General features: G+C 62.4%; 24 protein-coding genes. 13 read left to right on the forward strand and 11 right to left on the reverse strand.

Going from position 1 to position 21,423, the window contains the following annotated elements; genetic code table 11:
• Positions 1 to 2,934: a valine--tRNA ligase gene (locus AAGF34_RS16565; protein WP_342616815.1), complete on the reverse strand. Its 2,934-nt coding sequence runs from the start codon at positions 2,932 to 2,934 to the stop codon at positions 1 to 3.
• Positions 2,935 to 2,989: 55 nt separating this feature from the next.
• Between AAGF34_RS16565 and AAGF34_RS16570 the strand changes: the two genes are divergently transcribed.
• The 5 genes from AAGF34_RS16570 to AAGF34_RS16590 are packed head-to-tail and all read left to right on the forward strand — an operon-like array spanning position 2,990 to position 7,070.
• A complete protein-coding gene (locus AAGF34_RS16570; protein ID WP_342616816.1) occupies positions 2,990 to 3,301 on the forward strand; it encodes a DUF2798 domain-containing protein in 312 nt (103 codons plus the stop codon).
• Positions 3,302 to 3,308: 7 nt separating this feature from the next.
• A complete protein-coding gene (gene yaaA, locus AAGF34_RS16575) occupies positions 3,309 to 4,079 on the forward strand; it encodes a peroxide stress protein YaaA (protein WP_342616817.1) in 771 nt (256 codons plus the stop codon).
• Positions 4,076 to 4,999 carry an alpha/beta hydrolase gene (locus AAGF34_RS16580; protein WP_342616818.1) on the forward strand — a complete coding sequence of 308 codons (924 nt, stop codon included), beginning with the start codon at positions 4,076 to 4,078 and terminating at the stop codon, positions 4,997 to 4,999. Before yaaA ends, AAGF34_RS16580 begins: the two co-directional genes overlap by 4 nt.
• Positions 4,996 to 5,841, forward strand: coding sequence for an NADPH-dependent 7-cyano-7-deazaguanine reductase QueF (gene queF / locus AAGF34_RS16585; protein WP_342616819.1), 846 nt, complete (start codon positions 4,996 to 4,998; stop codon positions 5,839 to 5,841). The genes AAGF34_RS16580 and queF overlap by 4 nt, the downstream gene beginning before the upstream one ends.
• A complete protein-coding gene (locus AAGF34_RS16590) occupies positions 5,841 to 7,070 on the forward strand; it encodes a class I SAM-dependent methyltransferase (RefSeq protein ID WP_342616820.1) in 1,230 nt (409 codons plus the stop codon). The genes queF and AAGF34_RS16590 overlap by 1 nt, the downstream gene beginning before the upstream one ends.
• Before the next feature lie 26 nt (positions 7,071 to 7,096).
• On the opposite strand, the gene AAGF34_RS16595 is transcribed toward AAGF34_RS16590, so the two are convergent.
• From AAGF34_RS16595 to AAGF34_RS16620, 6 genes are read right to left on the reverse strand one after another with little or no spacing between them, the layout of a single operon-like run.
• Positions 7,097 to 7,447: a M24 family metallopeptidase gene (locus AAGF34_RS16595; RefSeq protein WP_342616821.1), complete on the reverse strand. Its 351-nt coding sequence runs from the start codon at positions 7,445 to 7,447 to the stop codon at positions 7,097 to 7,099.
• Positions 7,444 to 7,839 carry a M24 family metallopeptidase gene (locus tag AAGF34_RS16600; protein ID WP_342616822.1) on the reverse strand — a complete coding sequence of 132 codons (396 nt, stop codon included), beginning with the start codon at positions 7,837 to 7,839 and terminating at the stop codon, positions 7,444 to 7,446. Before AAGF34_RS16600 ends, AAGF34_RS16595 begins: the two co-directional genes overlap by 4 nt.
• Positions 7,840 to 7,881: 42 nt before the next feature.
• The gene (locus AAGF34_RS16605; RefSeq protein ID WP_342616823.1) at positions 7,882 to 8,208 is read right to left on the reverse strand and encodes a hypothetical protein; all 327 of its coding nucleotides are present in this window, start codon (positions 8,206 to 8,208) and stop codon (positions 7,882 to 7,884) included.
• An 8-nt stretch (positions 8,209 to 8,216) separates the two neighbouring features.
• Positions 8,217 to 8,693 (reverse strand): low molecular weight protein-tyrosine-phosphatase, encoded by a 477-nt coding sequence (locus AAGF34_RS16610; RefSeq protein ID WP_342616824.1) that lies wholly within the window; start codon positions 8,691 to 8,693, stop codon positions 8,217 to 8,219.
• On the reverse strand, positions 8,690 to 9,202 hold the full coding sequence (locus tag AAGF34_RS16615) for a GFA family protein (protein WP_342616825.1): 513 nt from the start codon (positions 9,200 to 9,202) through the stop codon (positions 8,690 to 8,692). The genes AAGF34_RS16610 and AAGF34_RS16615 overlap by 4 nt, the downstream gene beginning before the upstream one ends.
• 1 nt (position 9,203) lies before the next feature.
• A complete protein-coding gene (locus tag AAGF34_RS16620) occupies positions 9,204 to 9,476 on the reverse strand; it encodes a DUF2277 domain-containing protein (RefSeq protein WP_342616826.1) in 273 nt (90 codons plus the stop codon).
• A gap of 49 nt (positions 9,477 to 9,525) precedes the next feature.
• On the opposite strand from AAGF34_RS16620, the gene AAGF34_RS16625 reads away from it, so the two are divergent.
• Positions 9,526 to 10,257, forward strand: a complete 732-nt coding sequence (locus AAGF34_RS16625; protein WP_342616827.1) for a hypothetical protein — start codon at positions 9,526 to 9,528, stop codon at positions 10,255 to 10,257.
• Here the strand turns inward: AAGF34_RS16625 and AAGF34_RS16630 are convergent.
• Complete coding sequence (locus AAGF34_RS16630) at positions 10,223 to 10,786, reverse strand: HD domain-containing protein (RefSeq protein WP_342616828.1); 564 nt, start codon at positions 10,784 to 10,786, stop codon at positions 10,223 to 10,225. The two genes, AAGF34_RS16625 and AAGF34_RS16630, sit on opposite strands and share 35 nt — an antisense overlap.
• A gap of 27 nt (positions 10,787 to 10,813) precedes the next feature.
• A complete protein-coding gene (locus AAGF34_RS16635; protein WP_342616829.1) occupies positions 10,814 to 11,920 on the reverse strand; it encodes a TauD/TfdA family dioxygenase in 1,107 nt (368 codons plus the stop codon).
• A gap of 130 nt (positions 11,921 to 12,050) precedes the next feature.
• On the opposite strand from AAGF34_RS16635, the gene AAGF34_RS16640 reads away from it, so the two are divergent.
• Positions 12,051 to 12,947, forward strand: coding sequence for a LysR family transcriptional regulator (locus tag AAGF34_RS16640; RefSeq protein ID WP_342616830.1), 897 nt, complete (start codon positions 12,051 to 12,053; stop codon positions 12,945 to 12,947).
• Between the two features lie 12 nt (positions 12,948 to 12,959).
• On the opposite strand, the gene dinB is transcribed toward AAGF34_RS16640, so the two are convergent.
• Positions 12,960 to 14,171 (reverse strand): DNA polymerase IV, encoded by a 1,212-nt coding sequence (gene dinB / locus AAGF34_RS16645; RefSeq protein ID WP_342621116.1) that lies wholly within the window; start codon positions 14,169 to 14,171, stop codon positions 12,960 to 12,962.
• Positions 14,172 to 14,269: 98 nt separating this feature from the next.
• Positions 14,270 to 15,154, reverse strand: a complete 885-nt coding sequence (locus tag AAGF34_RS16650) for a LysR family transcriptional regulator (RefSeq protein ID WP_342616831.1) — start codon at positions 15,152 to 15,154, stop codon at positions 14,270 to 14,272.
• A 127-nt stretch (positions 15,155 to 15,281) separates the two neighbouring features.
• Here AAGF34_RS16650 and speB point away from each other — a divergent pair, with 127 nt between their 5' ends.
• From speB to AAGF34_RS16680, 6 genes are all read left to right on the forward strand, one after another.
• Positions 15,282 to 16,232, forward strand: a complete 951-nt coding sequence (gene speB / locus AAGF34_RS16655) for an agmatinase (protein ID WP_342616832.1) — start codon at positions 15,282 to 15,284, stop codon at positions 16,230 to 16,232.
• A gap of 112 nt (positions 16,233 to 16,344) precedes the next feature.
• On the forward strand, positions 16,345 to 17,103 hold the full coding sequence (locus tag AAGF34_RS16660; RefSeq protein ID WP_342616833.1) for a TIM barrel protein: 759 nt from the start codon (positions 16,345 to 16,347) through the stop codon (positions 17,101 to 17,103).
• 42 nt (positions 17,104 to 17,145) lie between these two features.
• Positions 17,146 to 18,219, forward strand: coding sequence for a 2-oxoglutarate and iron-dependent oxygenase domain-containing protein (locus AAGF34_RS16665; protein ID WP_342616834.1), 1,074 nt, complete (start codon positions 17,146 to 17,148; stop codon positions 18,217 to 18,219).
• Between the two features lie 61 nt (positions 18,220 to 18,280).
• Complete coding sequence (locus AAGF34_RS16670; RefSeq protein ID WP_342616835.1) at positions 18,281 to 19,090, forward strand: transporter substrate-binding domain-containing protein; 810 nt, start codon at positions 18,281 to 18,283, stop codon at positions 19,088 to 19,090.
• Positions 19,091 to 19,128: 38 nt separating this feature from the next.
• A complete protein-coding gene (locus AAGF34_RS16675) occupies positions 19,129 to 20,673 on the forward strand; it encodes an amino acid ABC transporter permease/ATP-binding protein (RefSeq protein WP_342616836.1) in 1,545 nt (514 codons plus the stop codon).
• Entirely contained in the window at positions 20,670 to 21,422 is a 753-nt protein-coding gene (locus tag AAGF34_RS16680) for a class II aldolase/adducin family protein (protein WP_342616837.1), read from the forward strand. The genes AAGF34_RS16675 and AAGF34_RS16680 overlap by 4 nt, the downstream gene beginning before the upstream one ends.
• The last annotated feature ends 1 nt before the right edge of the window (position 21,423 follow it).

Genomic DNA, 21,423 nt, shown 5'->3' on the forward strand with positions numbered 1-21,423 from the left:
TTAGCCTAAGCGCGCGAGCTGGTCCCGCACCTTGGACAGGGTGTCGGTAAAGCCTGCCACGCGCTTGCGCTCCTGGTCAATCACCGCAGGCGGCGCCTTGGCCACAAAGGCTTCGTTGGAGAGCTTGGCGGTGGCCTTGGCGATCTCGCCTTCCAGACGGCTGGCTTCCTTGCCCAGGCGCAATTTTTCAGCAGCAAGGTCCACTTCCATATGCAGGCAGATGCGGGCATCGCCCACCACTGCCACGGGCGCGGCCTGCGCTGCCGCCTGCCAGGATGCTTCGTCTGCGAACAGCCGAACCTCGTTCAACTTGGCCAACGCCTGCAGGATCGCGGCCGAAGATTGCAGAAACGCGCTTTCCGCTTCGCTCTGGGCGACCACGTACAGAGGCAACCGTGTGGCAGGTGACACATTCATTTCGCCGCGCAGGTTGCGGCAGGCGTCCACCAGTTGCTTGAGTTTTGCGATCTCGGCGATTGCAGCCTCGTCGATGCGTTCCGGCTGGCTCACCGGATAGGCAGCGACGCTGACCGAAGCGCCTTCGCGGCCAGCCACGGGGGCCACCTTTTGCCACAGCTCTTCGGTGATGAAGGGTGTGATCGGATGCGCCAGGCGCAGGATGGTTTCCAGCGTGCGGATCAGAGTGCGACGCGTGCCACGCTTCTGGGCGTCATTGCCGGTCTGTATCTGTACCTTGGCGATTTCCAGGTACCAGTCGCAGAACTCGTCCCAGACGAACTGGTAGATCGTGTTGGCCACGTTGTCCAGGCGGTACTCTTCAAAGCCCTTGGCCACCTCGGCTTCGGTCTTTTGCAGCAGCGAAACAATCCAGCGATCGGCGCTGCTGAAGGCCAGATAGCCATGGGCCGGGCCGCCGACAGCGCATTGCTCCTTGGTGTGCTCCAGCAGGCCGCAATCCTGGCCTTCGCAGTTCATCAGCACAAAGCGGGTGGCGTTCCACAGCTTGTTGCAGAAATTGCGGTAACCCTCACAGCGTTTGCTGTCGAAGTTGATGCTGCGGCCCAGCGAGGCCAGCGCGGCAAAGGTGAAGCGCAGTGCGTCGGCGCCATAGGCGGGAATGCCCTCGGGGAACTCCTTTTGCGTGTTCTTGCGCACTTGCGGCGCAGTTTCCGGCTTGCGCAGTCCGGTGGTGCGTTTCTCGAGCAGGGGTTCCAGCGAGATGCCGTCTATCAGGTCCACCGGGTCGAGCACGTTGCCTTCGGACTTGCTCATCTTCTTGCCCTGGGCGTCGCGCACCAGGCCGTGAATGTAGACGTGCCTGAACGGGACTCTGCCGGTGAAGTGCGTGGTCATCATGATCATGCGGGCGACCCAGAAAAAGATGATGTCGTAGCCGGTGACCAGGACGCTCGATGGCAGATAAAGGTCGTAGTCGGAGAGTGGTTCGCTGCCGGTGTTGCCCCAGCCCATGGTGCTGAATGGGACCAGCGCGCTGGAGTACCAGGTATCGAGCACGTCTTCGTCGCGGCGCAGGGTCTTGCCCGGGGCCTTGGCCTGGGCTTCGGCTTCGTTGCGGGCCACAATGACATTGCCTTCTTCGTCGTACCACGCCGGGATCTGGTGGCCCCACCACAGCTGGCGGCTGATGCACCAGTCCTGGATGTTGTTCATCCACTGGTTGTAGGTGTTGATCCAGTTCTCGGGTACAAAGCGTACCTCGCCGCTCTGCACAGCGTCTATGGCCTTCTGGGCAATGCTCTTGCCCGTGGTGTCACCCTTGCCGACCTGGTTCATCGCGACGAACCACTGGTCGGTCAGCATGGGCTCGATCACCTGCCCGGTGCGGGCGCAGCGGGGGACCATGAGCTTGTGCTTCTTCACTTCCACCAGGAAGCCGCCAGCTTCCAGGTCGGCCACCACCTTTTTGCGTGCAACAAAGCGGTCCAGTCCTTGATAGGCAGCTGGCGCCTGGTCGTTGATCTTGGCGTCCAGCGTCAGCACGCAGATCATGGGCAGCTTGTGGCGCTGGCCCACGGCGTAGTCGTTCTGGTCGTGGGCCGGGGTGACTTTCACCACGCCGGTGCCGAAGGCCTTGTCCACGTACTCGTCGGCAATCACCGGAATGTCGCGGTCGCACAGCGGCAGGCGCACCATCTTGCCGATCAGCGCGGTGTAGCGTTCGTCTTCCGGGTGCACCATCACGGCCACGTCGCCCAGCATGGTTTCGGGGCGGGTGGTGGCCACGGTGATATCGCCGGAGCCGTCGGCCAGCGGGTAGCGGATATGCCAGAGAGCGCCTTCTTCCTCTTCGCTTTCCACTTCCAGGTCGCTCACCGCGCTCATCAGTACCGGGTCCCAGTTCACCAGGCGCTTGCCGCGGTAGATCAGACCCTGCTCGTACAGCTGGACGAATGTCTCCGTCACCGTCTTGGACAGCTTGGGGTCCATGGTGAAGTACTCGCGGCTCCAGTCCACGCTGTCGCCCATGCGGCGCATCTGGGTGGTGATGGTGTTGCCGGACTTTTCCTTCCACTCCCAGACCTTTTTCACAAATTCGGGGCGCCCCATGTCGTGGCGGCTGATCTTCTGGTCGGCCAACTGACGTTCCACCACGATCTGCGTGGCAATGCCCGCGTGGTCGGTGCCGGGAATCCAGGCGGTGTTGAAGCCGCGCATGCGGTGGTAGCGCGTCAGGCTGTCCATGATGGTCTGGTTGAACGCGTGGCCCATGTGCAGCGTGCCGGTCACATTGGGGGGTGGCAGCTGGATGGCAAACGATGCCGCGCCAGCTTGCGGCTCCTGCGTGCCGCGGTAGCCCGCAACACCATAGCCGCGCCTTTCCCACTCGGGGCCCCAATGCGCCTCCAGAGCGGCCGGTTCAAACGACTTGGAGAGGGACTGCAAACCGGGTTGTTCGGGCGTGCTGGTGGCGGGTGCGGCGGATGGGGTGCTGGGGGTGGCGTTGTCAGACATAGTCATTCAGTGTAGAGCGAGGGGCGATTTTACCGGCTGGGCTACCATAGCCTGGATGAGCACACCAGCAGCATCCAAACCCCATACCCGCCGCGGCCCGTTTGGCCTGCCGCTGCTGCCCGCGCACTATGCCACGGTGGTGATGCCTTTTTTCCTATCCATCATCATGACGGGAGTCATTTCGCTGGTGAGCACGTTGCGCAGTGTGGGACTGGCTGCAGGCATTCTGTCCTTGTGGTTGGGCTCTTGGGCGCTGTCTTGGGTGATTGCATTTCCTACCTTGCTGGTGGTCCTGCCCCTGGTGCGCAAAGCAACCTATGGGGTTGTCCAGATGCCGCATGAGGGAAGTGCGGACCATTCGGGATAATCGCACCATGCTGTTCCTACTTTCCCCCGCCAAATCCCTGGATTACGAGACTCCGCTGAACGGCCAACCGCATACGGCCCCTTTGTTTGTGAAGGACTCCAAGGTGCTGATCGATGTGCTGCGGACCCAGTCGCCAAAGCAGATTGCCGAGCTGATGGACCTGAGCGACAAGCTCAGCACGCTCAATGTGGCGCGCTACCAGGCTTGGTCCACCCGCGCCACCGAAAAGAATGCCCGCCAGGCGGCCCTGGCCTTTGATGGCGATGTGTACGGTGGTCTGGATGCGCGCAGCCTGGACGCCGACGACTTGGCCTGGGCGCAAGACCATATCTGCATTCTGAGCGGTCTCTATGGCGTGCTGCGTCCACTGGACCTGATGCAGCCTTACCGGCTGGAGATGGGCACGCAAATCGCCAACCCCGGTGGCAAGGACCTGTATGCGTTCTGGGGTTCGCGCATTTCCGAATACCTCAACACCCGCCTGCGCAAGGACACCAGCCCGGTGGTGGTCAACCTGGCATCCAACGAATATTTCAAGGCCGTGGACACCAAGGCGCTCAAGTCCCAGGTGGTGGAGTGCGTGTTCCAGGAATACAAGGGCGGGCAGTACAAGATCGTCAGCTTCTTTGCCAAGCGCGCGCGCGGCCTGATGGCACGCTACGCCACCGTCAACCGGCTGGTGCATGTGGACCAGTTGAAGTCCTTTGACTCCGAAGGCTATGCCTTTGATGCCAAAGTCTCCACCCCCGCCAAGCTCGTGTTCAGGCGCAAGGCATGAAAGTCAGCGCCAACGGCCTGCAGATCGAGGTGGAGGACTCTGCCACCGCAGACCCATCCCATCGCCAGCGGCCCGTCGTGCTGCTGATCATGGGCCTGGGCATGCAGCTGATCTCCTGGCCCGACTACTTCGTGCAGCCGCTGGTGTACGCGGGCTACCGCGTGATCCGCTTCGACAACCGGGACAGCGGCCTGAGCACCGCTTTGGACCACTTGGGCAAACCCAACATGGCGTGGACCATGATGAAGTACCAGATGGGCATGGCCTTGCACCCTCCGTATAGCCTGAGCAACATGGCGCAGGACAGCCTGGGCGTGCTGGACGCGCTGGGCATTAGCTGTGCCCACGTGGTGGGCGTCAGCATGGGCGGCATGATCGCTCAGCATCTGGCCATCGAAGCGCCGCAACGGGTGACCAGCCTGACCAGCATCATGAGCAGCAGCGGTGGCAAAGGCTTGCCTGGCCCGCAGCCACAAGCATTGCGCATCATGATGAGCCGTCCCCGCGACAAAAGCGAGGAGTCCATTACCCAGTACGGTCTGCAGTTGCTGACGGCCATTGGCAGCCCTGGCTATCCCACGCCGGAGGCCGAACTTCGCCAGCAGATCGTGCAAGCCTACCGTCGTAGTCAACAGCCCAACGGGACGCTGCGCCAGACCGTCGCCGTGATGGCCGACAGCACACGCGCTGCCTTGCTGGGGCGCATCCAATGCCCGACCCTTGTGGTTCACGGGCATGCCGATCCGCTGGTTCCCTTTGTCTGCGGTGAGGACACGGCACGTCGCATTCCGCATGCCGTGCTGGTGGGAATAGAAGGCATGGGGCACGACCTGCCTCCCGAGCCGGTGCGGCAGATCCATGAAACCCTGATCCCACGCCTATACATGGCCCAGAAGCACATTGCCGGAGATACACCGTGAACACCCCTGAACAGTCCCAGTTGGGCAAGGCCTCGGCCTATGTGGATCAGTACGATGCGTCGCTGCTGTTTCCCATTCCCCGCGCCGGCAAGCGTGCCGAGATCGGGGTGACCGGAGCCAGCCCGTTTTTTGGCGCCGACATCTGGACCGCCTACGAGCTGAGCTGGCTCAACACGCGTGGCAAACCGCAGGTGGCGCTGGTGCACTTCACCATCCCCTGCGAATCCGTGAATATCGTGGAGAGCAAGTCCTTCAAGCTCTACCTCAACAGCTACAACAACACCCGTTTTACCGATGCCGCCGAGGTGCTGGCGCGACTGCGTGCCGACATCAACGAAGCCGTATGGCGCGGCGGTGTGGTGCAGTCCTCGGTGGGCGTCAAGATGATTGGCCCCGAGCTGTTTGACCGGGAACCGATTTACGAACTCGATGGCCTGAGCCTGGATCGCCTGGACGTCGAATGCACCCGCTACCAGCCTGCCCCCGATTTGCTCACTGCAGCAACCGAAGAGCCGCCGGTCACCGAAGTGCTGGTGAGCAATCTGCTCAAGAGCAATTGCCTGGTCACCGGCCAGCCCGACTGGGGCAGTGTGCAGATCAGCTACACCGGTCCGCAGATCAACCAGGAAGGCTTGCTGCAATACCTGGTGAGCTTTCGCAACCACAACGAGTTCCATGAACAGTGCGTGGAGCGCATCTTCATGGACCTCTGGACACGCTGCAAGCCGCTCAAGCTCACCGTCTATGCGCGCTACACACGCCGCGGCGGTCTGGACATCAACCCCTTTCGCACCAGCCATCCGCAGGCGCTGCCATTGAACACACGAACGGCACGCCAATAGTGGCCGCCGTCTTTCCCACCATCCACTGGCAAGAGGGCGGCCACGACTGCAGCGCCCGCTGGCGCTCCGAACGTGGCGCCTCCGCACCCAAAAAGGTGGTGCTGGCAGACGACACCATGACGGCAGATGCGGCCTACCGTCTGGCGTGCGAAGGCACTGCGCTACTCTGGCGCGGTGACTTCCAGAACGCGCGCCAGATGTTGCAGGCGCTGGGGCGCCGCCTTGACCAGTCGGCCGCCACCGACAAGCGGGGGCGCAAACGCAAACCGCTGGCTGCGAAGCCCGCTACGTTCAGTGCGGAAGAACACGCTGCGGCGGCTGCCAAAGGCTTTCACCTGCATAGGCAGGCGCAGGCCCAACGCGCCCGCGTACTGAGCATGGTGCTTTTGTCATTCAGCGAGGACTATGGCCTGACCCTGCGCCGCAGTCCCGATGCCCGAATCGCTTGTGCGCAAGCCTGGGGCGACGTGGTGGCGGGCGAGGGTGGCAGTGTGGCGTCCATGCGCGAGCTGCTGGGCTTGATCAGCGCCCATGAGTGGCGCAAGAACGGCGTGGAAATATCCTCACTCGGTGCGGCACCCAACAACCGTATCTACCCGCATTACGGTGTGTTTTCTCCAGTGCGTGGTGAATACGTCGGGCTAGTCAAACTGGCACCTTTGGCTGCGGATACCGCAGCGCTGACCATTTTTGATATTGGCACCGGCACCGGCGTACTGTCAGCCGTGCTGGCGCGGCGTGGCGTGGGCCACGTGGTGGCTACCGACATGGATGCGCGCGCCTTGCAGTGCGCCCGCAGCAACCTGGAGCAACTGGGCGTGAGCGCCCAGGTTGACGTGCAGCAGGCCAATCTGTTTCCCGCGGGGCTGGCAGACATCATCGTCTGCAATCCGCCCTGGCTACCTGCACGTCCGGGCTCGCCGATCGAGCATGCGGTGTACGACGAAGGTAGCGGCATGCTGCTGGGCTTTCTGAACGGGCTGCTGGCCCATCTAGAGCCGCAAGGTGAGGGCTGGCTGATCCTGTCCGATCTGGCCGAGCATCTGGGGCTGCGTAGCCGTGCAGATTTGCTGGCAGCGTTTGCTGCTGCGGGCCTGGTTGTCGTCGGTCGCCTCGACACCGTGCCTGTGCATGGCAAGGCCAGCGACTCCGCGGATCCTTTGCATGCTGCGCGGTCGGTGGAGGTGACTTCGCTGTGGCGGCTGGCCGATGCCAAGGCCCTCCACTAGGCAGAAGGGGCTCTGGCGCAGTTCACTCAGTGCTGCGTGACAACGATGGGCTCACCCTTGGTGATGATCATGGTGTGCTCGTACTGCGCGGACAAGTTGCCACGCACGCCCACCAGAGTCCATCCATCGGACGTCTCATTCACCACACGGCTCTTGGTGGAAAGAAAGGGTTCAATGGTGATCACCATGCCTTCTTCCAGGATGCGCGTATCCGTCGGATCAAAGTAGCCGGCAATATGCTCTGGCGCTTCATGCAATGCACGTCCCACGCCGTGGCTACCCAGGTTTTCGATGATCTTGAAGCCGTATGCCTTGGCTGTGCGCTGGATCGCCGCACCGATGTCATTGATGGGCTGGCCGGCACGGGCATGCTTCATGGCGTTTTGCAGGGCCGTGCGCGTGGGCACAAGCGCGTCTTCTGCGGGTTGGTCGGTGGCACTACCTTGGTACCTCCGGTATCGGCGAAATAGCCTCCCAGTTCGGCGGAGACGTCCACGTTCAAGACGTCACCCGCTCGGATCACCCGATCACCGGGAATGCCGTGTGCAGCCTCTTCGTTGATGCTGATGCAGGTTGCGCCGGGAAAGTTGTAGGTGAGCATGGGCGCTGACCGCGCACCATGGCGCTCCAGCAGTTGCGCTCCCAAAGCGTCTAGCTCCCGTGTGGTCATGCCGGGTTCGGCTGCGTCGAGCATCTCCTGCAGCACGCTGGAAACAATTTTGCCGATGCGTTGAAGTGCAGCGACGTCGTCTTGGGTTTCAATGGTCATGGGACCTCCTTGTTGAAATAGGGGAACTGTCCGGTGGCTTTCTCATGCCTGCCAGACACCGAATCCGGCCTCGCGCAAACCGATGCCCAATTCAATCTCCATGTCCACGGCCGCCTTGTAGGACATCGGGTTATAGGCTTCATACAGGTCGGGAACCAATTGAAGGCCATACAGCAGAACGTAGCGATTGTGCTGGATGCCGGCCTTGTGCTTGTCAAACCGCACATCCGGGTCCAAACCGGTCATTCCAACGTAGACACAGGGCTTGCCTTGGACATAGTGCGGATTGGCCTTGAGAAACTTCGCTTCAAGCAACACGTCTTTCGACAGTTCGATGACGTAGACGCTGTAATGGCTGCGCTTTCCCATGGATGCTGTCAGACAGTCTGTACGTGCAGTATCAATCCGTCACAGGCGTCTTCCACCAGATCCAACACCTGATCGAAGCCCTGTGGGCCGCCGTAGTAGGGGTCGGGCACCACTGGGCTGTCCGATCTTTGGCAGAACTCGGTGAGGCGGCGAATCTTGGGCAGATGCGGCGGCGGACATATCTCTTTCACGTCGGCCAGGTTGTCCCAGTCCATCACCAGAATCAGGTCAAAGCGCTCGAAGTCGCTCTGCCGTATTTGCCGGGCACGCAAGTCCGACAGGTCGTAGCCACGTTTGGCGGCATGCGCTTGTGAGCGCGCATCGGGCGCGCTGCCGGGATGGTAGTTGTGGGTACCTGCGGAATCGATGGCAACCCGATCAGCCATGCTCTGCCTCATGACCTTATGGCGGAACACACCGTGTGCAGTGGGGCTGCGGCATATATTGCCCATGCAGACGAACAGGATGGAGTAGAGTGTCGTCATGTAGCGCCTGACTTGGCAGCCAGCATGGTCTTTCGCCTTGCCAGACTCTCAGCGGGCCAAACGTGTTCGCGCGCATAGTAGTCTTCAAACGCAACGGCGCCTTCGGGCAGTACAACCCAAGGCTGTTTGGAGGCAGTGAAGATATGGACATCTGGTGGCAGCAGGTCCGGATTGTCCAACGTGCCAACGCGAACGAATTTGACGGCAGCGCCCGATCCGGCGTAGTGGCTCCATACCGCCACCTTGCAGGTCGGGCAGCGTGCAATCTTTTGGCCCAGGCCACTGGCAGAGGGCGTGTCCACCACTTCCGGAGGCACTCCAAGCATGGTGACACGATCCGCTTCTATCATGGCATTCAGTGCAAAGGCAGCACCGGATTCCCTTTGGCACCAGCGGCAGTGGCAGCAGTGCACGACTAATGGCTTGGTTTCCATGCGATAACGAACGGCTTGGCAATCGCAGCCACCTTCGGCAGGAAACGCGTCTTGTGTTGAAACTGACTTGGTCATGTCAACGCGTGCCCCACCGGGCCCCTTGCGCCGCTTTGGCCTTTGCGGCTTCCACTTCCCGGTTGCGCGGGCTGGCATGGGTCGTCAGCGACTGGATCAAGGTGCGTGCGCTGGCGGCTACCTCTTGCACGGCGCGCTCGAAAGCGGCCTCATTGGCCTTGGATGGCACGTTGAAGCCGCTGAGCTTGCGCACAAACTGCAGCGAGGCGTCGCGTATCTCGATTTCCGTGGCGGGGGGATCAAAGTTGAAGAGGGTCTTGATGCTTCGGCACATGGTGCTTTCACTCCAAAATGGCGATGGCACAGAAATTACCATACCGCCAATGACCACACCCGTTCAGCCCACTCTCAAGCGCGTCCACGCCAAGCGACTGCGCGAGGTCTACCGCTCCGCGGGCTGGCCTTGTCTGGACGTGGTGGAGGTGGAGCTGCTAGCGGCCGGCCTGCTGGAGCGCATCCCCAATCCGGGTGGTCTGGAATGCGTACGGGTCACGGATGCCGGCATCCAGTTTCTGGCGGGTGCGGCGCACAGCAACCGCAAGGCGTTTTCGGCGCATGAGGCGCTGGTGGACCAGGTGGCGCAGGCCATGGCGCGTGACGGGCGCCTGGTCTGGAAGGGCTTGAGCCTGCGCGCCATGTTGCCGGCCGCTGACGAAGCGTCGTCCAAGCCGCGCTGGAAGATGTGCAACCCGGACGTGTTTTCCATCCGCAACAGCTCACGCCCGGACTATCTGGAGCCCATCGTGCACGAGATCAAGGTCAGCCGTGCCGACCTGCTGGGCGATCTCAAACAGGTCGACAAGCGCAATGCCTATCTCGATATCGGCGGCCAATGTTGGTACGTGCTCGGCTGCAATGCCAAAGGCCAGGCCATTGGCGAGCCGGAGGAGATTCCCATGGAGTGCGGCGTGATGCTGTATGCCAACGACAAGCTCGAAGTCCTGCGCATGGCTCCCCGGAAAGAAGCCAGAACCTTGTCGTTTTCCGTCTGGATGGCGCTGGCAAAAGCCGCACCGTCGGTCATTGCGCTGGATGCGCAAATGCCGGTCGGCTGAACACCTCGCGCAGCATGGGCTCAAAGTGGCTCGGGGGCTTGGTCGGGTAGGCCGGGTCGAAGGCGGCCTGGTCGTAGCGCTCGCAAAAGCGCTGGCAGGATTCAAACCAGCGGTGGTCCTTGTACGCCAGGTGGCCTTGCACATCCTTGTCGTAGTGGTGCGCGTAGTACTGCATCTGGAACAGGCCGTGCATCTCTACCACCCAGGTCACTTCGGGGCGCACAAAGGGCCGCAGAATGCTGGCGGCAAACTGCGAGTGGTTCTCGGGAGCCAGCTCATCGCCCAGGTCGTGCAGCAGGGCCGCCACCACCATCTCGATGTCGGCACCATCGTCCTCGGCGCGGGTTGCGCTTTGCAGGGAGTGCTCCAGCCGGGAAATCTTGTAACCCTGCAGCGATCCGCCCAGGCGCTCCAGCGCCAGCAGCAGTCGCTCGGGCAGGGCGCGGATGTAGTCGTGTTCCAGCTTCTGCAGAAAGACGTACTCCTCGCGGGTGCCATCTTTCATCTGGGTAAAGGCAACGGTGTCCATGTACATATCCTTGGGGGTGAGGGGCTATCAGCCGAATTGACGTTTGAGGACCAGGTACTGGCTGCGTGGGCCGTCGCGGTCCACATAGCAGCCTTGCAACTGGCGGTGGCCCTCGGAGGGGTCGAAGGCGGTGCGTCCGTGCAGCACGCGGTTGTTGTCAAACATCATCATCTCGCCCGCATTGAGGCGGATGCGCAGCTCGTACTGCGGGTCTTCAAACAGCACGCCCAGGCGTTTGCGGGCTGCATGGTAGCGGCGGGTATCTTCCTGCGACATCACCGGGATGTCGTCCAGGCGCGGGCTGTAGTGCACGCCGGTCATGTTGCCCTCGCCATCGAGCTCGATCATGGGCTTGATGGAAACCAGATGCGTGGTCGCATCGCGGAACTCGTAGCGCACCGGGATGCGGCTCAGCAGCGCAAAACCTTCCGGGTCTTCGCGTCGCACCTGCTCGGCCACCGCCAGGCTGTCCACCAGGGTGGAGAGGCCGCCGGATGTTTCGTTTTGCAGGCATTGCAGGATCTGTATGCCGGGCACCGGTGTGCGGTAGGGGTTGTCGGTGTGCGGGCCCAGGGCGACCGGGCGGTAGGCCAGATCGTTGGAGTCGGGGCGGGAATAGACCTCAAAGAAGGCGCCGAAGTTGGTGGTGCGCACAAAGCCGAAGCGACGGGCGATTTCCAGAATCGAGTCGGCCTTGGTGGGTGTCTCATTCACCAGCAGGAAGCCGCGTTCAATGAAGTCCCGCAGGGCGCGGTACAGCACCGCCTCCTGCTGCAGATCTGCCCAGCGGTAAACCGGGCGTGGCGTCAGGTCCGAGCGCCAGGGCTTGGGTTCGGGGCAGCCGGTGCTGAGCACCGCACCTTGCACCAGTTCCTCCTGGTCAAACTGGCCGGAGAACCCATCGCTGAACGACAGATGCAGCTTGCCCTCCACATGGCGTGCGCCCAGCAGGTACAGATCGTCGGGCAGCAGGTGCGGGTTCATCAGGCGCTGGCCAGTGACCACGTCGCGCTGCGACGGGTCCAGGCTGCGGGCGCGCAGCCACAGGGCGGGGAGCTCGGTTTCCTTGGCGCCCTGGCGCAGCATCACGCGCACGGGCTTGGATTCGGTATGCAGAAGGATTTCAGATTTCACGGTGTTCTTCGCGGGCAGCGACAGGGCAGTGGACGATGGAATGCAGTTTGCTTGACTTCCCTCAATTCTTCAAACGAAAAAACTTTCGTTATAAGATTAGTTTGACTAATGCCTCACTTATGGATGCCCCATGGCCCGACTTCCCCCCTTGAACTGGCTGCGCGCCTTTGAGGCCTCGGCCCGCGCGCTGAGTTTCACCTCTGCAGCGGAGGAGCTGAACATGACCCAAAGCGCCGTGAGCCAGCAGATCAAGAGCCTGGAGAGCGCCTTGGGGCGCAGCCTGTTCCTGCGCCGCGCGCGTGGCCTGGAACTCACCGACGAGGGGCGTGGTTACCTGCCCACGGTGCAGGCGGCATTCGCCATGCTGGAGGAGGGCACCACGGTCCTGCAGGGGCGCAATGACCCGGATGTGCTGGAGCTGCAGGTGAACCTTTCGTTTGCCTTGTTCTGGCTCACGCCGCGTCTGGGCCAGTTCATGGAAGAGAACCCCAGTGTGCAGCTCAACCTGGCCACCTCGGTCTGGAGCGAGGAGCGACCCAACCACGCCGCGTCCATGCAGATCGTGTTTGGCCTAGGCAAGAAGGAGGGCATCGCTGGCAAGCGCCTCACGCGCGACACCTTGTTCCCGGTGTGTTCACCGAAGCTGGCGCGCCAGATCAAATCGCTGGATGACCTGCTGGCGCAGCGCCTGTTTGATCTGCCCGGCACCGCCCAGAGTTGGGGTGCCTGGCTCAAGGCGCATCCCCAGGGCCATAGCCTGGAGGTTCCTGCAGTGCATCGCGCCAGCACCTGGGCCTTGAGCCTGGAGTGGGCGCAGCGCGATCTGGGCGTGGCGCTGGCGCATGAAACCATCGTCAACGACTTGCTGGCATCTGGCCAACTGGTGCGGCCCTTTGCGTTCTCCATCCCCTTGAAAGAGTCCTACTACCTGATTGCGCCCGAAGGCATGCGCACGCGCCACGCCAGCAAGGTGTTCAAGGACTGGTTGCTGCGGGAGATGGCGGTGTTCCAGAGCGTGCCAGGCTGATCCAGCTGGCGCCTAGAAAAGCTGCCCTGTCAACTCGTCCACGACAGTGCCATCACTGCGATGGGTGATGGTTTCCGCTGCCCCCGCATCATCCGCCTTCAGCAACGCCCCCACCCTCACTCCCAGCAGGCGCAGGCGCTTCTGCAGCGGTGCGCGCTTCAGGCACTGCCCGGCAAACTGGCGTATGGCCTTGGCATCGGCGATGTAGTGGTCTATGGTCTGGTCGCGGGTCACGATCTGGAAGTCATCAAAGCGCAGCTTGATGCCAATCGTCTTGCCCACGTAACCCTTGCGCTGTAGGTCGCCGGCCACCTGTTCGCACAGCTTGGTGAAGATGGCGCCCAGCTCGGCCTTGTCGCGCACGGCATGCAGGTCGCGGTCGAACGTGGTCTCGCGGCTCATGCTGACCGGCTCACTTTCGGTCACCACCGGACGGTTGTCCTGGCCGTGGGAGGCTGCATGCATCCAGGCGCCCGTGCGTTCGCCAAAGGTGTCCATCAGCCACTGCAAGTCACGCGCGGCCAACTGGCCTATGGTGGTGATGCCATGGCTCTGGAGTTTGGCATCGGCCTTGGGGCCTATGCCATTGATCTTGCGGCAGGCCAGCGGCCAGATCTTGGACTCCAGGTCTTCTTCCATCACGATGGAAATGCCGTTGGGCTTGTTGAATTCGCTGGCCATCTTGGCCAGCAGTTTGTTGGGCGCCACGCCCACCGAGCAGGTCAGGCCGGTGTCGTCAAAAATGGCTTTCTGGATAAGCCGCGCCAGCACCCGACCGCCTTCGCGCTGACCGCCGGGTACCTGGGTGAAATCGATGTAGACCTCATCCACACCGCGGTCTTCCATCAGCGGCGCGATCTCGGTGATGATGGCCTTGAAGCGGCGCGAGTAATGCCGGTATTGGTCAAAGTCCACCGGTAACAATATGGCTTGCGGGCAGAGCTTGGCCGCCTTCATCAGGCCCATGGCCGAACCCACGCCAAACTGCCGTGCCGCGTAGGTGGCGGTGGTGATGACCCCGCGCCCGGTGTAGCCCGACAGCAGGGGAAAGAAGTCCACCGGAATGCGGTGCAGGTGTTCGCTGCTCCACTCCTGGTCCGGGTGGGCGGCGCGCAGCCGGCCCAGCAGGTCGTCCTCGCGCCGGCGCCCGCCGCCAATCACCACCGGCAGGCCCTTGAGCTGCGGGTAGCGCAGCAGCTCCACGGAGGCATAGAACGCATCCATGTCCAGGTGCGCAATGCGGCGCAGCGGGGAGGGTGGTTGCGTGGAAGTCGACACGGGCAATGGGTTCGCAGTGGGTTTGCGATGCAGTATAGAGAGTGCTATTTGCGCCGCGACGACTTGCTCTGCAGCAGTTCGCGAATGGTCTGCAGATGGGGTTCTCGGCTGCGGCCCCGGCGCACCGCCAGCGAGAACTGCGACTGGTAGCCAAACGCCGAAGGCAGCAGCACCTTGAGGCGACCCTGGTCTACCCAGGGCTGCGCATAGTGCTCCGGCAGATAGCCAGTGTAGGCACCGGAGAGGATCAGGATGAGCTGCGCTTCCATGCTCTCCACCGTGGCCACGCTGCGGTTGAAGCCCAGGCGCCCGAGCTCGGTCTGGCTCCAGTAGCGGTGGCGCACCGTGCTGTATTCCGTCACAGCTGATTCCGACACGCGTTTCTGCGCAAACAGGGGGTGCTGGTCGCTGCAGTACAGCCACAGCTGCTCGCGGTACAGCGGGTAATACATCAGGCCGTTGGCGCGAGCCGGGAAGAAGCCCACGGCAAGGTCCAGTTCGTTGGACAGAACCGCATCCTGCAGCTCATAGGGGCTCTTGACGAACAGGCTCAGGTGCACGGACGGGTAGCGCTTGCAGAATTCCCCAATCACCGTGGGCAGGGCCAGGCCCTTGTCGGTGACGGTGGAGTCCAGCACACCCATCTTGAGTGTGCCGGCCATGTCGCCCTTGAGCAACGCGGTATAGGCCTTGAAACCTTCGATGTCGGCCAGCAGGCGCTGTGCCTCGCCCAGCAGCATTTCGCCTTTCTCTGTGAGCTTGAAGCCGCCGCGCCCGCGCTGACACAGGGTGAATCCCACCTGTGTCTCCAGTTGGCTCATATAGGTGCTGATGGCCGAGGTGGTGAGATTGAGCTCCTGCTGGGCCCGGGAGAAGCCCTGGTGGCGTGCAACAGACACGTAGATGCGAAGCAGTTTGAGGTCGGGCATGGGCGATTTCGGTGTGGGTACTTAGTTTAGGTTTTTCTGAACTGATTATTTCAATTCCCGCATTTTTTATGGATGCAAGTCGCCGGAATAATGGGCCATCAACGACATAGACCCCAAGGAAATTCACGTGTCCAAACAGCTCAACCAACCCCAGGGCGGCAACGAAATGCCACGCTTTGCCGGACTGGCCACCATGATGCGATTGCCCTCTGCCACCTCGCCAGAAGGCCTGGATGTTGCCTTCATGGGCGTGCCGCTGGACATAGGTGCCTCCCTGCGGGCGGGCACCCGTTTCGGCCCCCGCAGCATCCGTGCGGAATCCGTGATGATCCGCCCCTACAACATGGCCACCGGAGCCGCGCCGTTCGACACCCTGCAGGTGGCGGATCTGGGGGACGTGGCCATCAACACCTTCAACCTGCTGGACTCGGTGCGCATCATCGAGGAGGCCTACACCCGGCTCAATGCCTTCCCCGTGATTCCGCTCACCTTGGGAGGTGACCACACCATCACATTGCCCATTCTGCGGGCATTGACCAAGAAGCACGGGCCGGTGGGGCTGATCCATGTGGATGCCCATACCGACACCAACGACGATATGTTTGGAGAAAAGATAACCCATGGCAGCACCTTCCGCCGCGCCGTGGAGGAAGGTCTGCTTGACTGCAAGCGCGTGGTGCAGATCGGCCAGCGCGCCCAGGGCTATACCAGCGGCGACTTCCAATGGGGTGTGGACCAGGGCTTCAGGCTCTTTACCGCCGAGCAGTGCTGGTACAAGTCGCTCACCCCGCTGATGGCCGACGTGCGCGCCATCGTGGGCGACGGCCCGGTGTATCTCAGCTTTGACATCGACGGCATTGACCCGGCCTGGGCGCCCGGCACCGGCACGCCTGAGGTGGGCGGCCTGACTTCCATCCAGGGCCTGGAAATCGTGCGTGGCTGCAAGGGTCTCAATCTGATCGGTGGTGACCTGGTGGAGGTTTCCCCACCGTATGACCTCAGCGGCAATACCGCGCAGCTGGGCGCCAACCTGTTGTACGAAATGCTGTGCGTGTTGCCCGGCGTGCAGTCTCGCTGAAGGACGCGCCGCGAAGCTGGACGTATTCAAGACGCTGTGGGGCTGGCAGGGCGACTGGAGCCAGTGCGCAGCCCAGGTGCGCCAGATGGGCGGCGTGGGCGTGGAGGCCCGCATGCCGACCGACCCTTTTGCGGTGCGTACCCTGGCCAGTGCGTTGCAGCAGGAAGGGCTGGCTTACATCGCCATCGTCTTTACCGGTGGTGACGTGATACCCAACCAGTCCTGGACCGCACAGCAGCATCTCGATCGCCTGCAGCTTGCGCTGGACAACGCAGCCCAGCTGCAACCCCGCTTTCTGAACCTGCTGGCAGGCAACGACCGCTGGCCGCTGGCCCAGCAGGTGGAGTTCTTCGGGCGGGCCCAGGCGCTGGCTGATGCGGCGGGCGTCCTGTGCAGCTTTGAGACACACCGCGCCACCTCGCTCTACAGCCCCTGGCTCACGCTGGAGCTGATCGCGCAACTGCCGCAGCTGCGCTTCACCGCCGACATCAGCCACTGGGTGGTGGTGAGTGAGCGGCTGCTGTGTGACCCTGTCGATGAGCTGACGCCTTTTGTGGAGCGTGTGCACCATGTGCAGGCACGCGTGGGCTACGACCAGGGTCCACAGGTCCCCCATCCGGCAGCGCCCGAGTACGCCCGCGAGCTGGCATTCCACCAGGGTGTGTGGGAAGCCGTCTGGGCCTCACAGGTGCAGCGTGGCTATACCACCACCACGCTCACCCCGGAGTGCGGCCCCGATGGTTATACGCACCTGCTGCCTTTTACCCGCGCCCCCATTGCCGACACCGCCGAGCTCAACCGCTGGATGGCACATACCGAGCAAGCACACTTCTTGCGTTGGTCTTCTGCCAGGTCCGGTGCATCGAACTGAACGCTTTCCCTTGACCCTACCTTCATCCTGCCAGACCACCATATGAGTACATCCAAATACAGCGCACGGGGCGACTTCTCTGCGCTACCCATCATCAATATCAAAGGCCTGTTCAGCGACCGGCTGGAAGACCGCAAGGCGGTGGCTGACGAGATTGGCGACGCTGCCCGCAACGTCGGCTTCTTCTACATCAGCGGCCATGGCATTGCTGCCAGTCAGATCGCTGCACTGCGTGCCGCTGCGGCCCAGCTCTATGCCAAGGAGCTGGAATGGAAGATGGGCTATCACATCGGCCTGGGCCGTGGCCACAAGGGCTTTGTGCCCGAAGGCGAAGAAATCTATGCCCAGGGCCGCCCTGACCACAAGGAGGCTTACGACATCGGCTTTGAAGCTGCCGACGACCACCCCATGGTGAAGGCCAACCTGCCACTGATCGGTGGCAACAAATGGCCGGACCTGCCCGGCTTCAAGGAGGCCGTGCAGGCCTACTACGCCGCCGTGTTCAATCTGGGGCAGCGCCTGATGCATGCCTTTGCACTGGCCCTGGGCCAGCCCGAGGACGCCTTCGATGCCTACGTCACCTGCCCGCCGTCCAAGTTGCGCCTGATCCACTACCCGGTGGACCCCAGCGCGGAAGATGTGCCCGGCATTGGCGCACATACCGACTACGAGTGCTTCACGCTGCTGCTGGCCGACCAGCCCGGGCTGGAAGTGCTCAACGACAAGGGCCAATGGATCGATGCGCCCCCGGTCACGGTGGATGGCGAGGAGGCTTACGTCATCAACGTGGGCGACATGCTGGAAGTCTGGACCGCAGGCGCCTTTGTGGCCACCAGCCACCGCGTGCGCAAGGTCAAGCACGAGCGCTATTCCTTCCCGCTGTTCTTCGCCTGTGACTACAACACCAAGGTGCGGCCCTTGCCCCAGTTCCTAGAAGAGGGCGCAGAGACCTCCTACGAGGAAATCACCATCGGCGAACACATGTGGAGCATGGCGCTGCAGACCTACAGCTACCTGCGTGCAAAGGTGGCAGCAGGCGAACTGCAACTGCCCCACGGTGCGCGCAAACCGTCGAGCTTCGGCAACTTCAAGAAGACCGAAACCACGCCTGCTTGATTCCCCGTTTCACTTTTTTCCTTCCCCTGTTTTTCTGTTCCCAACCTAGGAGTTTTTCACCATGACCAAAGCATCTTCCCTGTCCCGCAAAATGAAGCTGGGCTTCGCCGCCGCACTTGTTCTGGTTGGCGCGTCCGCCGTACAGGCGCAAACCCTCGCCCCCGGCGTATTGAAAGTGGCGATGGAAATTTCCTACCCACCCTTTGAGTCGTATGACGGTGACAAGGTGGTGGGCTTTGACCCGGAAGTCTCGGCCCTGCTGGCACGTGAAATGAAGCTCAAGCCCCAGTTTGCCGACACCAAGTTCGCCAACCTGGTGTTGGGCCTGAACGGCGGTCAGCACGACGTGGTGATCTCCGGCCTGTACGTCACGGCCGAGCGCACCGCCATTGCCGACGCCATTCCCTACGCCACCACAGGTGCCCTCATCATGGTGCCCAAGGACAGCCCCGCCCAGCCCAAGACCGAAAAGGACCTGTGCGGCCTGAAGGTGGGTCTGGAAGCCGGCACCAGCTGGGTCAAGGCGCTCAAGACCTTGTCCACCGAATACTGCGCACCCAACGGCAAACCTACCGTGGAAGTGAGCGAGTTCCCCACGGCGCCTGAAGTCTCCCAGGCCTTGCTGTCCAAGAACGTGCAGGCCCAGCTGGAAATTGCCGGTGCGGCCAAGACCTTTGTGGAACGCAGCAAGGGCCGCCTGGCCATCAGCTCGCCCGCCATCGTCTATCCCCAGACCCTGGGCATCTATGTGAAGAAGGGCAACACGGCTGTGTTCCAAGGGCTGGAGAGTGCACTGGCCGCAGTGCGCAAGAGCGGTGAATTCGGCGCGTTGCTCAAGAAGTATGAGCTGACACCCGTCGCCTCCAAGTAAACCGACCGCTCTTTCATCACGGCACGCAGAGGATTCCCATGGAGTTGGACTGGACCTATTTTTTCTCACTCTTTTCCATGGGGATGTTCTGGCGTGCCTGTGTCACGGTCATCGAGCTGGGCTCGCTGTCCTGGATCATCGGCATGGTGCTGGGCTTTGTGGTGGCGAGCGCCGAGCTCTCCACCATGGCCGGGCTGCGTGCCTTGGCCAAGGTCTACGTCTGGTTCTTTCGCAGCGTGCCCTTGCTGGTGCTGCTGGTGTTTGTTTTCAACATGCCCCAGATCTTTCCTGCCAGCGGACCCGTGCTCTCGATTCCGTTCGTGTCGGGGCTGGTTTCGCTGGTCCTGACCGAGACCGCCTACATGGCCGAAATCCACCGCGGCGGCCTGCTGTCGGTGTCGCGCGGCCAGCGTGAGGCCGGGCATGCGCTGGGCCTGGGCTTTTTGGGTGTGCAGACCCGCATCGTGGTACCGCAGGCGCTGCGCATTGCGCTGCCCACCCTGGTGAACGAATACGTCACCGTCATCAAGCTGACCTCGCTGGTTTCCGTCATCTCTTTGCAGGAGTTGCTGATGACGGGGCAGCGCCTGTACAGCCAGAACTTCCTGGTCATGGAAACCCTGCTGGCCGTGGCGGTGTATTACGTGCTGATCGTGTCGCTGTTCGGCTCGGCCTTTCACTGGGTGGAACGCAAGCTGGACCTGCAGCGCCGCCAGCCACCCACGCTGGATGATGCTACCTGTGCCCAGTGGCTGCAGGCGCTGGGCCCCGTGCCCGCGGCCAACGTGTCGGTGCATGTGCCCGGCCAGCCGCTGACGCTGGAGATGCGTGGCATCCACAAAAGCTATGGCACGCACAAGGTGCTGGGTGGAGTGGACCTGTGCGTGGCCGCAGGCGATGTGCTCAGCGTGATCGGTCCTTCGGGCTCCGGCAAGACCTCGCTGATCCGCACCATCAATGCCCTGGAAAAAATCGACGCGGGCGAGATCATCCTGTTTGGCGAAAGCTACATCCAGGCTGGCGACAAGCCCGACAGTGCGCGCGTGCGCAAAGGCATACGCCGTATCGGCATGGTGTTCCAGAGCTTCAACCTGTTTCCCCACCTCACCGTGCTGGGCAACATCCTGATGGCCCCGCACTACCACGGCAGCACAGACACGCAAATGGACCGCGCGGTAGCCCTGCGCCTGCTCGACAAGGTGGGGTTGCTGGCCCACGCTGAAAAATACCCGCACCAGCTCTCCGGCGGTCAGCAACAACGCGTGGCCATCGCGCGGGCTCTGGCCCTGCAGCCCGACATCATGCTGTTCGACGAACCCACCTCGGCGCTGGACCCTGAGCTGGTGGGCGATGTGCTCAAGGTCATCCAGAGCCTGGCCAAGGAAGGCATGACCATGCTGATCGTGACGCACGAAATGGACTTTGCCCTGCAGATCTCGGACCGCATCGTCTTCATGGAAGGCGGCCGTTTGCAACTGGATATTTCGCCCGACCAACTGCGCAACCAAACTGAGCCCGATGAAACCCTGCTGCGCGTGCGCAAGTTCATGGGGCTGGACAACACAGCCATCACACCACAATGACAACCACCCTCACCGCAACACAAGAAACCGCCCTGCGTCGCGACCTGGCCGCCGCCTACCGGCTAGCCGCGCGCTTTGGTTGGGAAGACACCATCTACACCCACTTCTCGGTGCGTCTGCCCTCAGCGGGGGGCGAGGAGCGCTTTTTGCTCAACCCTTTCGGCCTGATGTTTGGCGAAGTGCGCGCCAGCGACCTCATCGTGGTGGACGTCAAAGGCAAGATTGTTGATGGTGACGCCAAGTACAACCCGGCGGGCTTCACCATCCACAGCGCGGTGCACACTGCGCGCGACGATGCACACTGTGTCATCCACACCCACACACTGGCCGGCATGGCGGTGGCCGCCAGCGAGCGCGGGCTGCTGCAGCTCAACCAGATTTCCACCGAGTTCTACCAGGGCATTGGCTACCACCCGTATGAGGGCGTGGCCTTCAACCTGGAAGAGCGCAGCCGCATCCAGCAGGCACTGGGCAACAACATGGGGCTGATCCTGCGCCACCACGGCCTGCTCAGCGTGGGGCCCACGGTGGCCGACGCCTTCTGCGTGATGTACTACCTCAACCGTGCTTGCGAAATCCAGCTCGCCGCAGCGCAAATGGCCTGCCTGGGCGGCGGTGTGACCGAACTGCCCGCGCACCTGAGCGCGCATGCCAGCCAGCAGTTCAAGGGCGTGCAACATGAGCGCCACGTCGTCTGGGCCGCCTGGCTGCGCCAGCTCGAACGCACCGAACCCGACTACAAGAACTAAG

Origin of the sequence: Rhodoferax sp. GW822-FHT02A01 (genome assembly GCF_038784515.1) — a bacterium.
Taxonomy (GTDB): domain Bacteria; phylum Pseudomonadota; class Gammaproteobacteria; order Burkholderiales; family Burkholderiaceae_C; genus Allorhodoferax.

What these genes read in the sequence shown, in the direction of transcription:
- AAGF34_RS16615 (WP_342616825.1), bottom strand. Translation starts at nt 9,202, where the DNA reads ATGACCAAGTCAGTTTCAACACAAGACGCGTTTCCTGCCGAAGGTGGC.
- AAGF34_RS16640 (WP_342616830.1), top strand. Translation starts at nt 12,051, where the DNA reads ATGGCCCGACTTCCCCCCTTGAACTGGCTGCGCGCCTTTGAGGCCTCG.
- yaaA (WP_342616817.1), top strand. Translation starts at nt 3,309, where the DNA reads ATGCTGTTCCTACTTTCCCCCGCCAAATCCCTGGATTACGAGACTCCG.
- AAGF34_RS16600 (WP_342616822.1), bottom strand. Translation starts at nt 7,839, where the DNA reads ATGACCATTGAAACCCAAGACGACGTCGCTGCACTTCAACGCATCGGC.
- AAGF34_RS16610 (WP_342616824.1), bottom strand. Translation starts at nt 8,693, where the DNA reads ATGACGACACTCTACTCCATCCTGTTCGTCTGCATGGGCAATATATGC.
- AAGF34_RS16650 (WP_342616831.1), bottom strand. Translation starts at nt 15,154, where the DNA reads ATGCCCGACCTCAAACTGCTTCGCATCTACGTGTCTGTTGCACGCCAC.
- AAGF34_RS16665 (WP_342616834.1), top strand. Translation starts at nt 17,146, where the DNA reads ATGAGTACATCCAAATACAGCGCACGGGGCGACTTCTCTGCGCTACCC.
- AAGF34_RS16605 (WP_342616823.1), bottom strand. Translation starts at nt 8,208, where the DNA reads ATGGGAAAGCGCAGCCATTACAGCGTCTACGTCATCGAACTGTCGAAA.
- AAGF34_RS16595 (WP_342616821.1), bottom strand. Translation starts at nt 7,447, where the DNA reads ATGAAGCATGCCCGTGCCGGCCAGCCCATCAATGACATCGGTGCGGCG.
- AAGF34_RS16565 (WP_342616815.1), bottom strand. Translation starts at nt 2,934, where the DNA reads ATGTCTGACAACGCCACCCCCAGCACCCCATCCGCCGCACCCGCCACC.
- AAGF34_RS16620 (WP_342616826.1), bottom strand. Translation starts at nt 9,476, where the DNA reads ATGTGCCGAAGCATCAAGACCCTCTTCAACTTTGATCCCCCCGCCACG.
- AAGF34_RS16675 (WP_342616836.1), top strand. Translation starts at nt 19,129, where the DNA reads ATGGAGTTGGACTGGACCTATTTTTTCTCACTCTTTTCCATGGGGATG.
- AAGF34_RS16580 (WP_342616818.1), top strand. Translation starts at nt 4,076, where the DNA reads ATGAAAGTCAGCGCCAACGGCCTGCAGATCGAGGTGGAGGACTCTGCC.
- AAGF34_RS16660 (WP_342616833.1), top strand. Translation starts at nt 16,345, where the DNA reads ATGCCGACCGACCCTTTTGCGGTGCGTACCCTGGCCAGTGCGTTGCAG.
- AAGF34_RS16680 (WP_342616837.1), top strand. Translation starts at nt 20,670, where the DNA reads ATGACAACCACCCTCACCGCAACACAAGAAACCGCCCTGCGTCGCGAC.
- AAGF34_RS16670 (WP_342616835.1), top strand. Translation starts at nt 18,281, where the DNA reads ATGACCAAAGCATCTTCCCTGTCCCGCAAAATGAAGCTGGGCTTCGCC.
- AAGF34_RS16630 (WP_342616828.1), bottom strand. Translation starts at nt 10,786, where the DNA reads ATGGACACCGTTGCCTTTACCCAGATGAAAGATGGCACCCGCGAGGAG.
- AAGF34_RS16570 (WP_342616816.1), top strand. Translation starts at nt 2,990, where the DNA reads ATGAGCACACCAGCAGCATCCAAACCCCATACCCGCCGCGGCCCGTTT.
- dinB (WP_342621116.1), bottom strand. Translation starts at nt 14,171, where the DNA reads ATGGATGCGTTCTATGCCTCCGTGGAGCTGCTGCGCTACCCGCAGCTC.
- AAGF34_RS16625 (WP_342616827.1), top strand. Translation starts at nt 9,526, where the DNA reads ATGACCACACCCGTTCAGCCCACTCTCAAGCGCGTCCACGCCAAGCGA.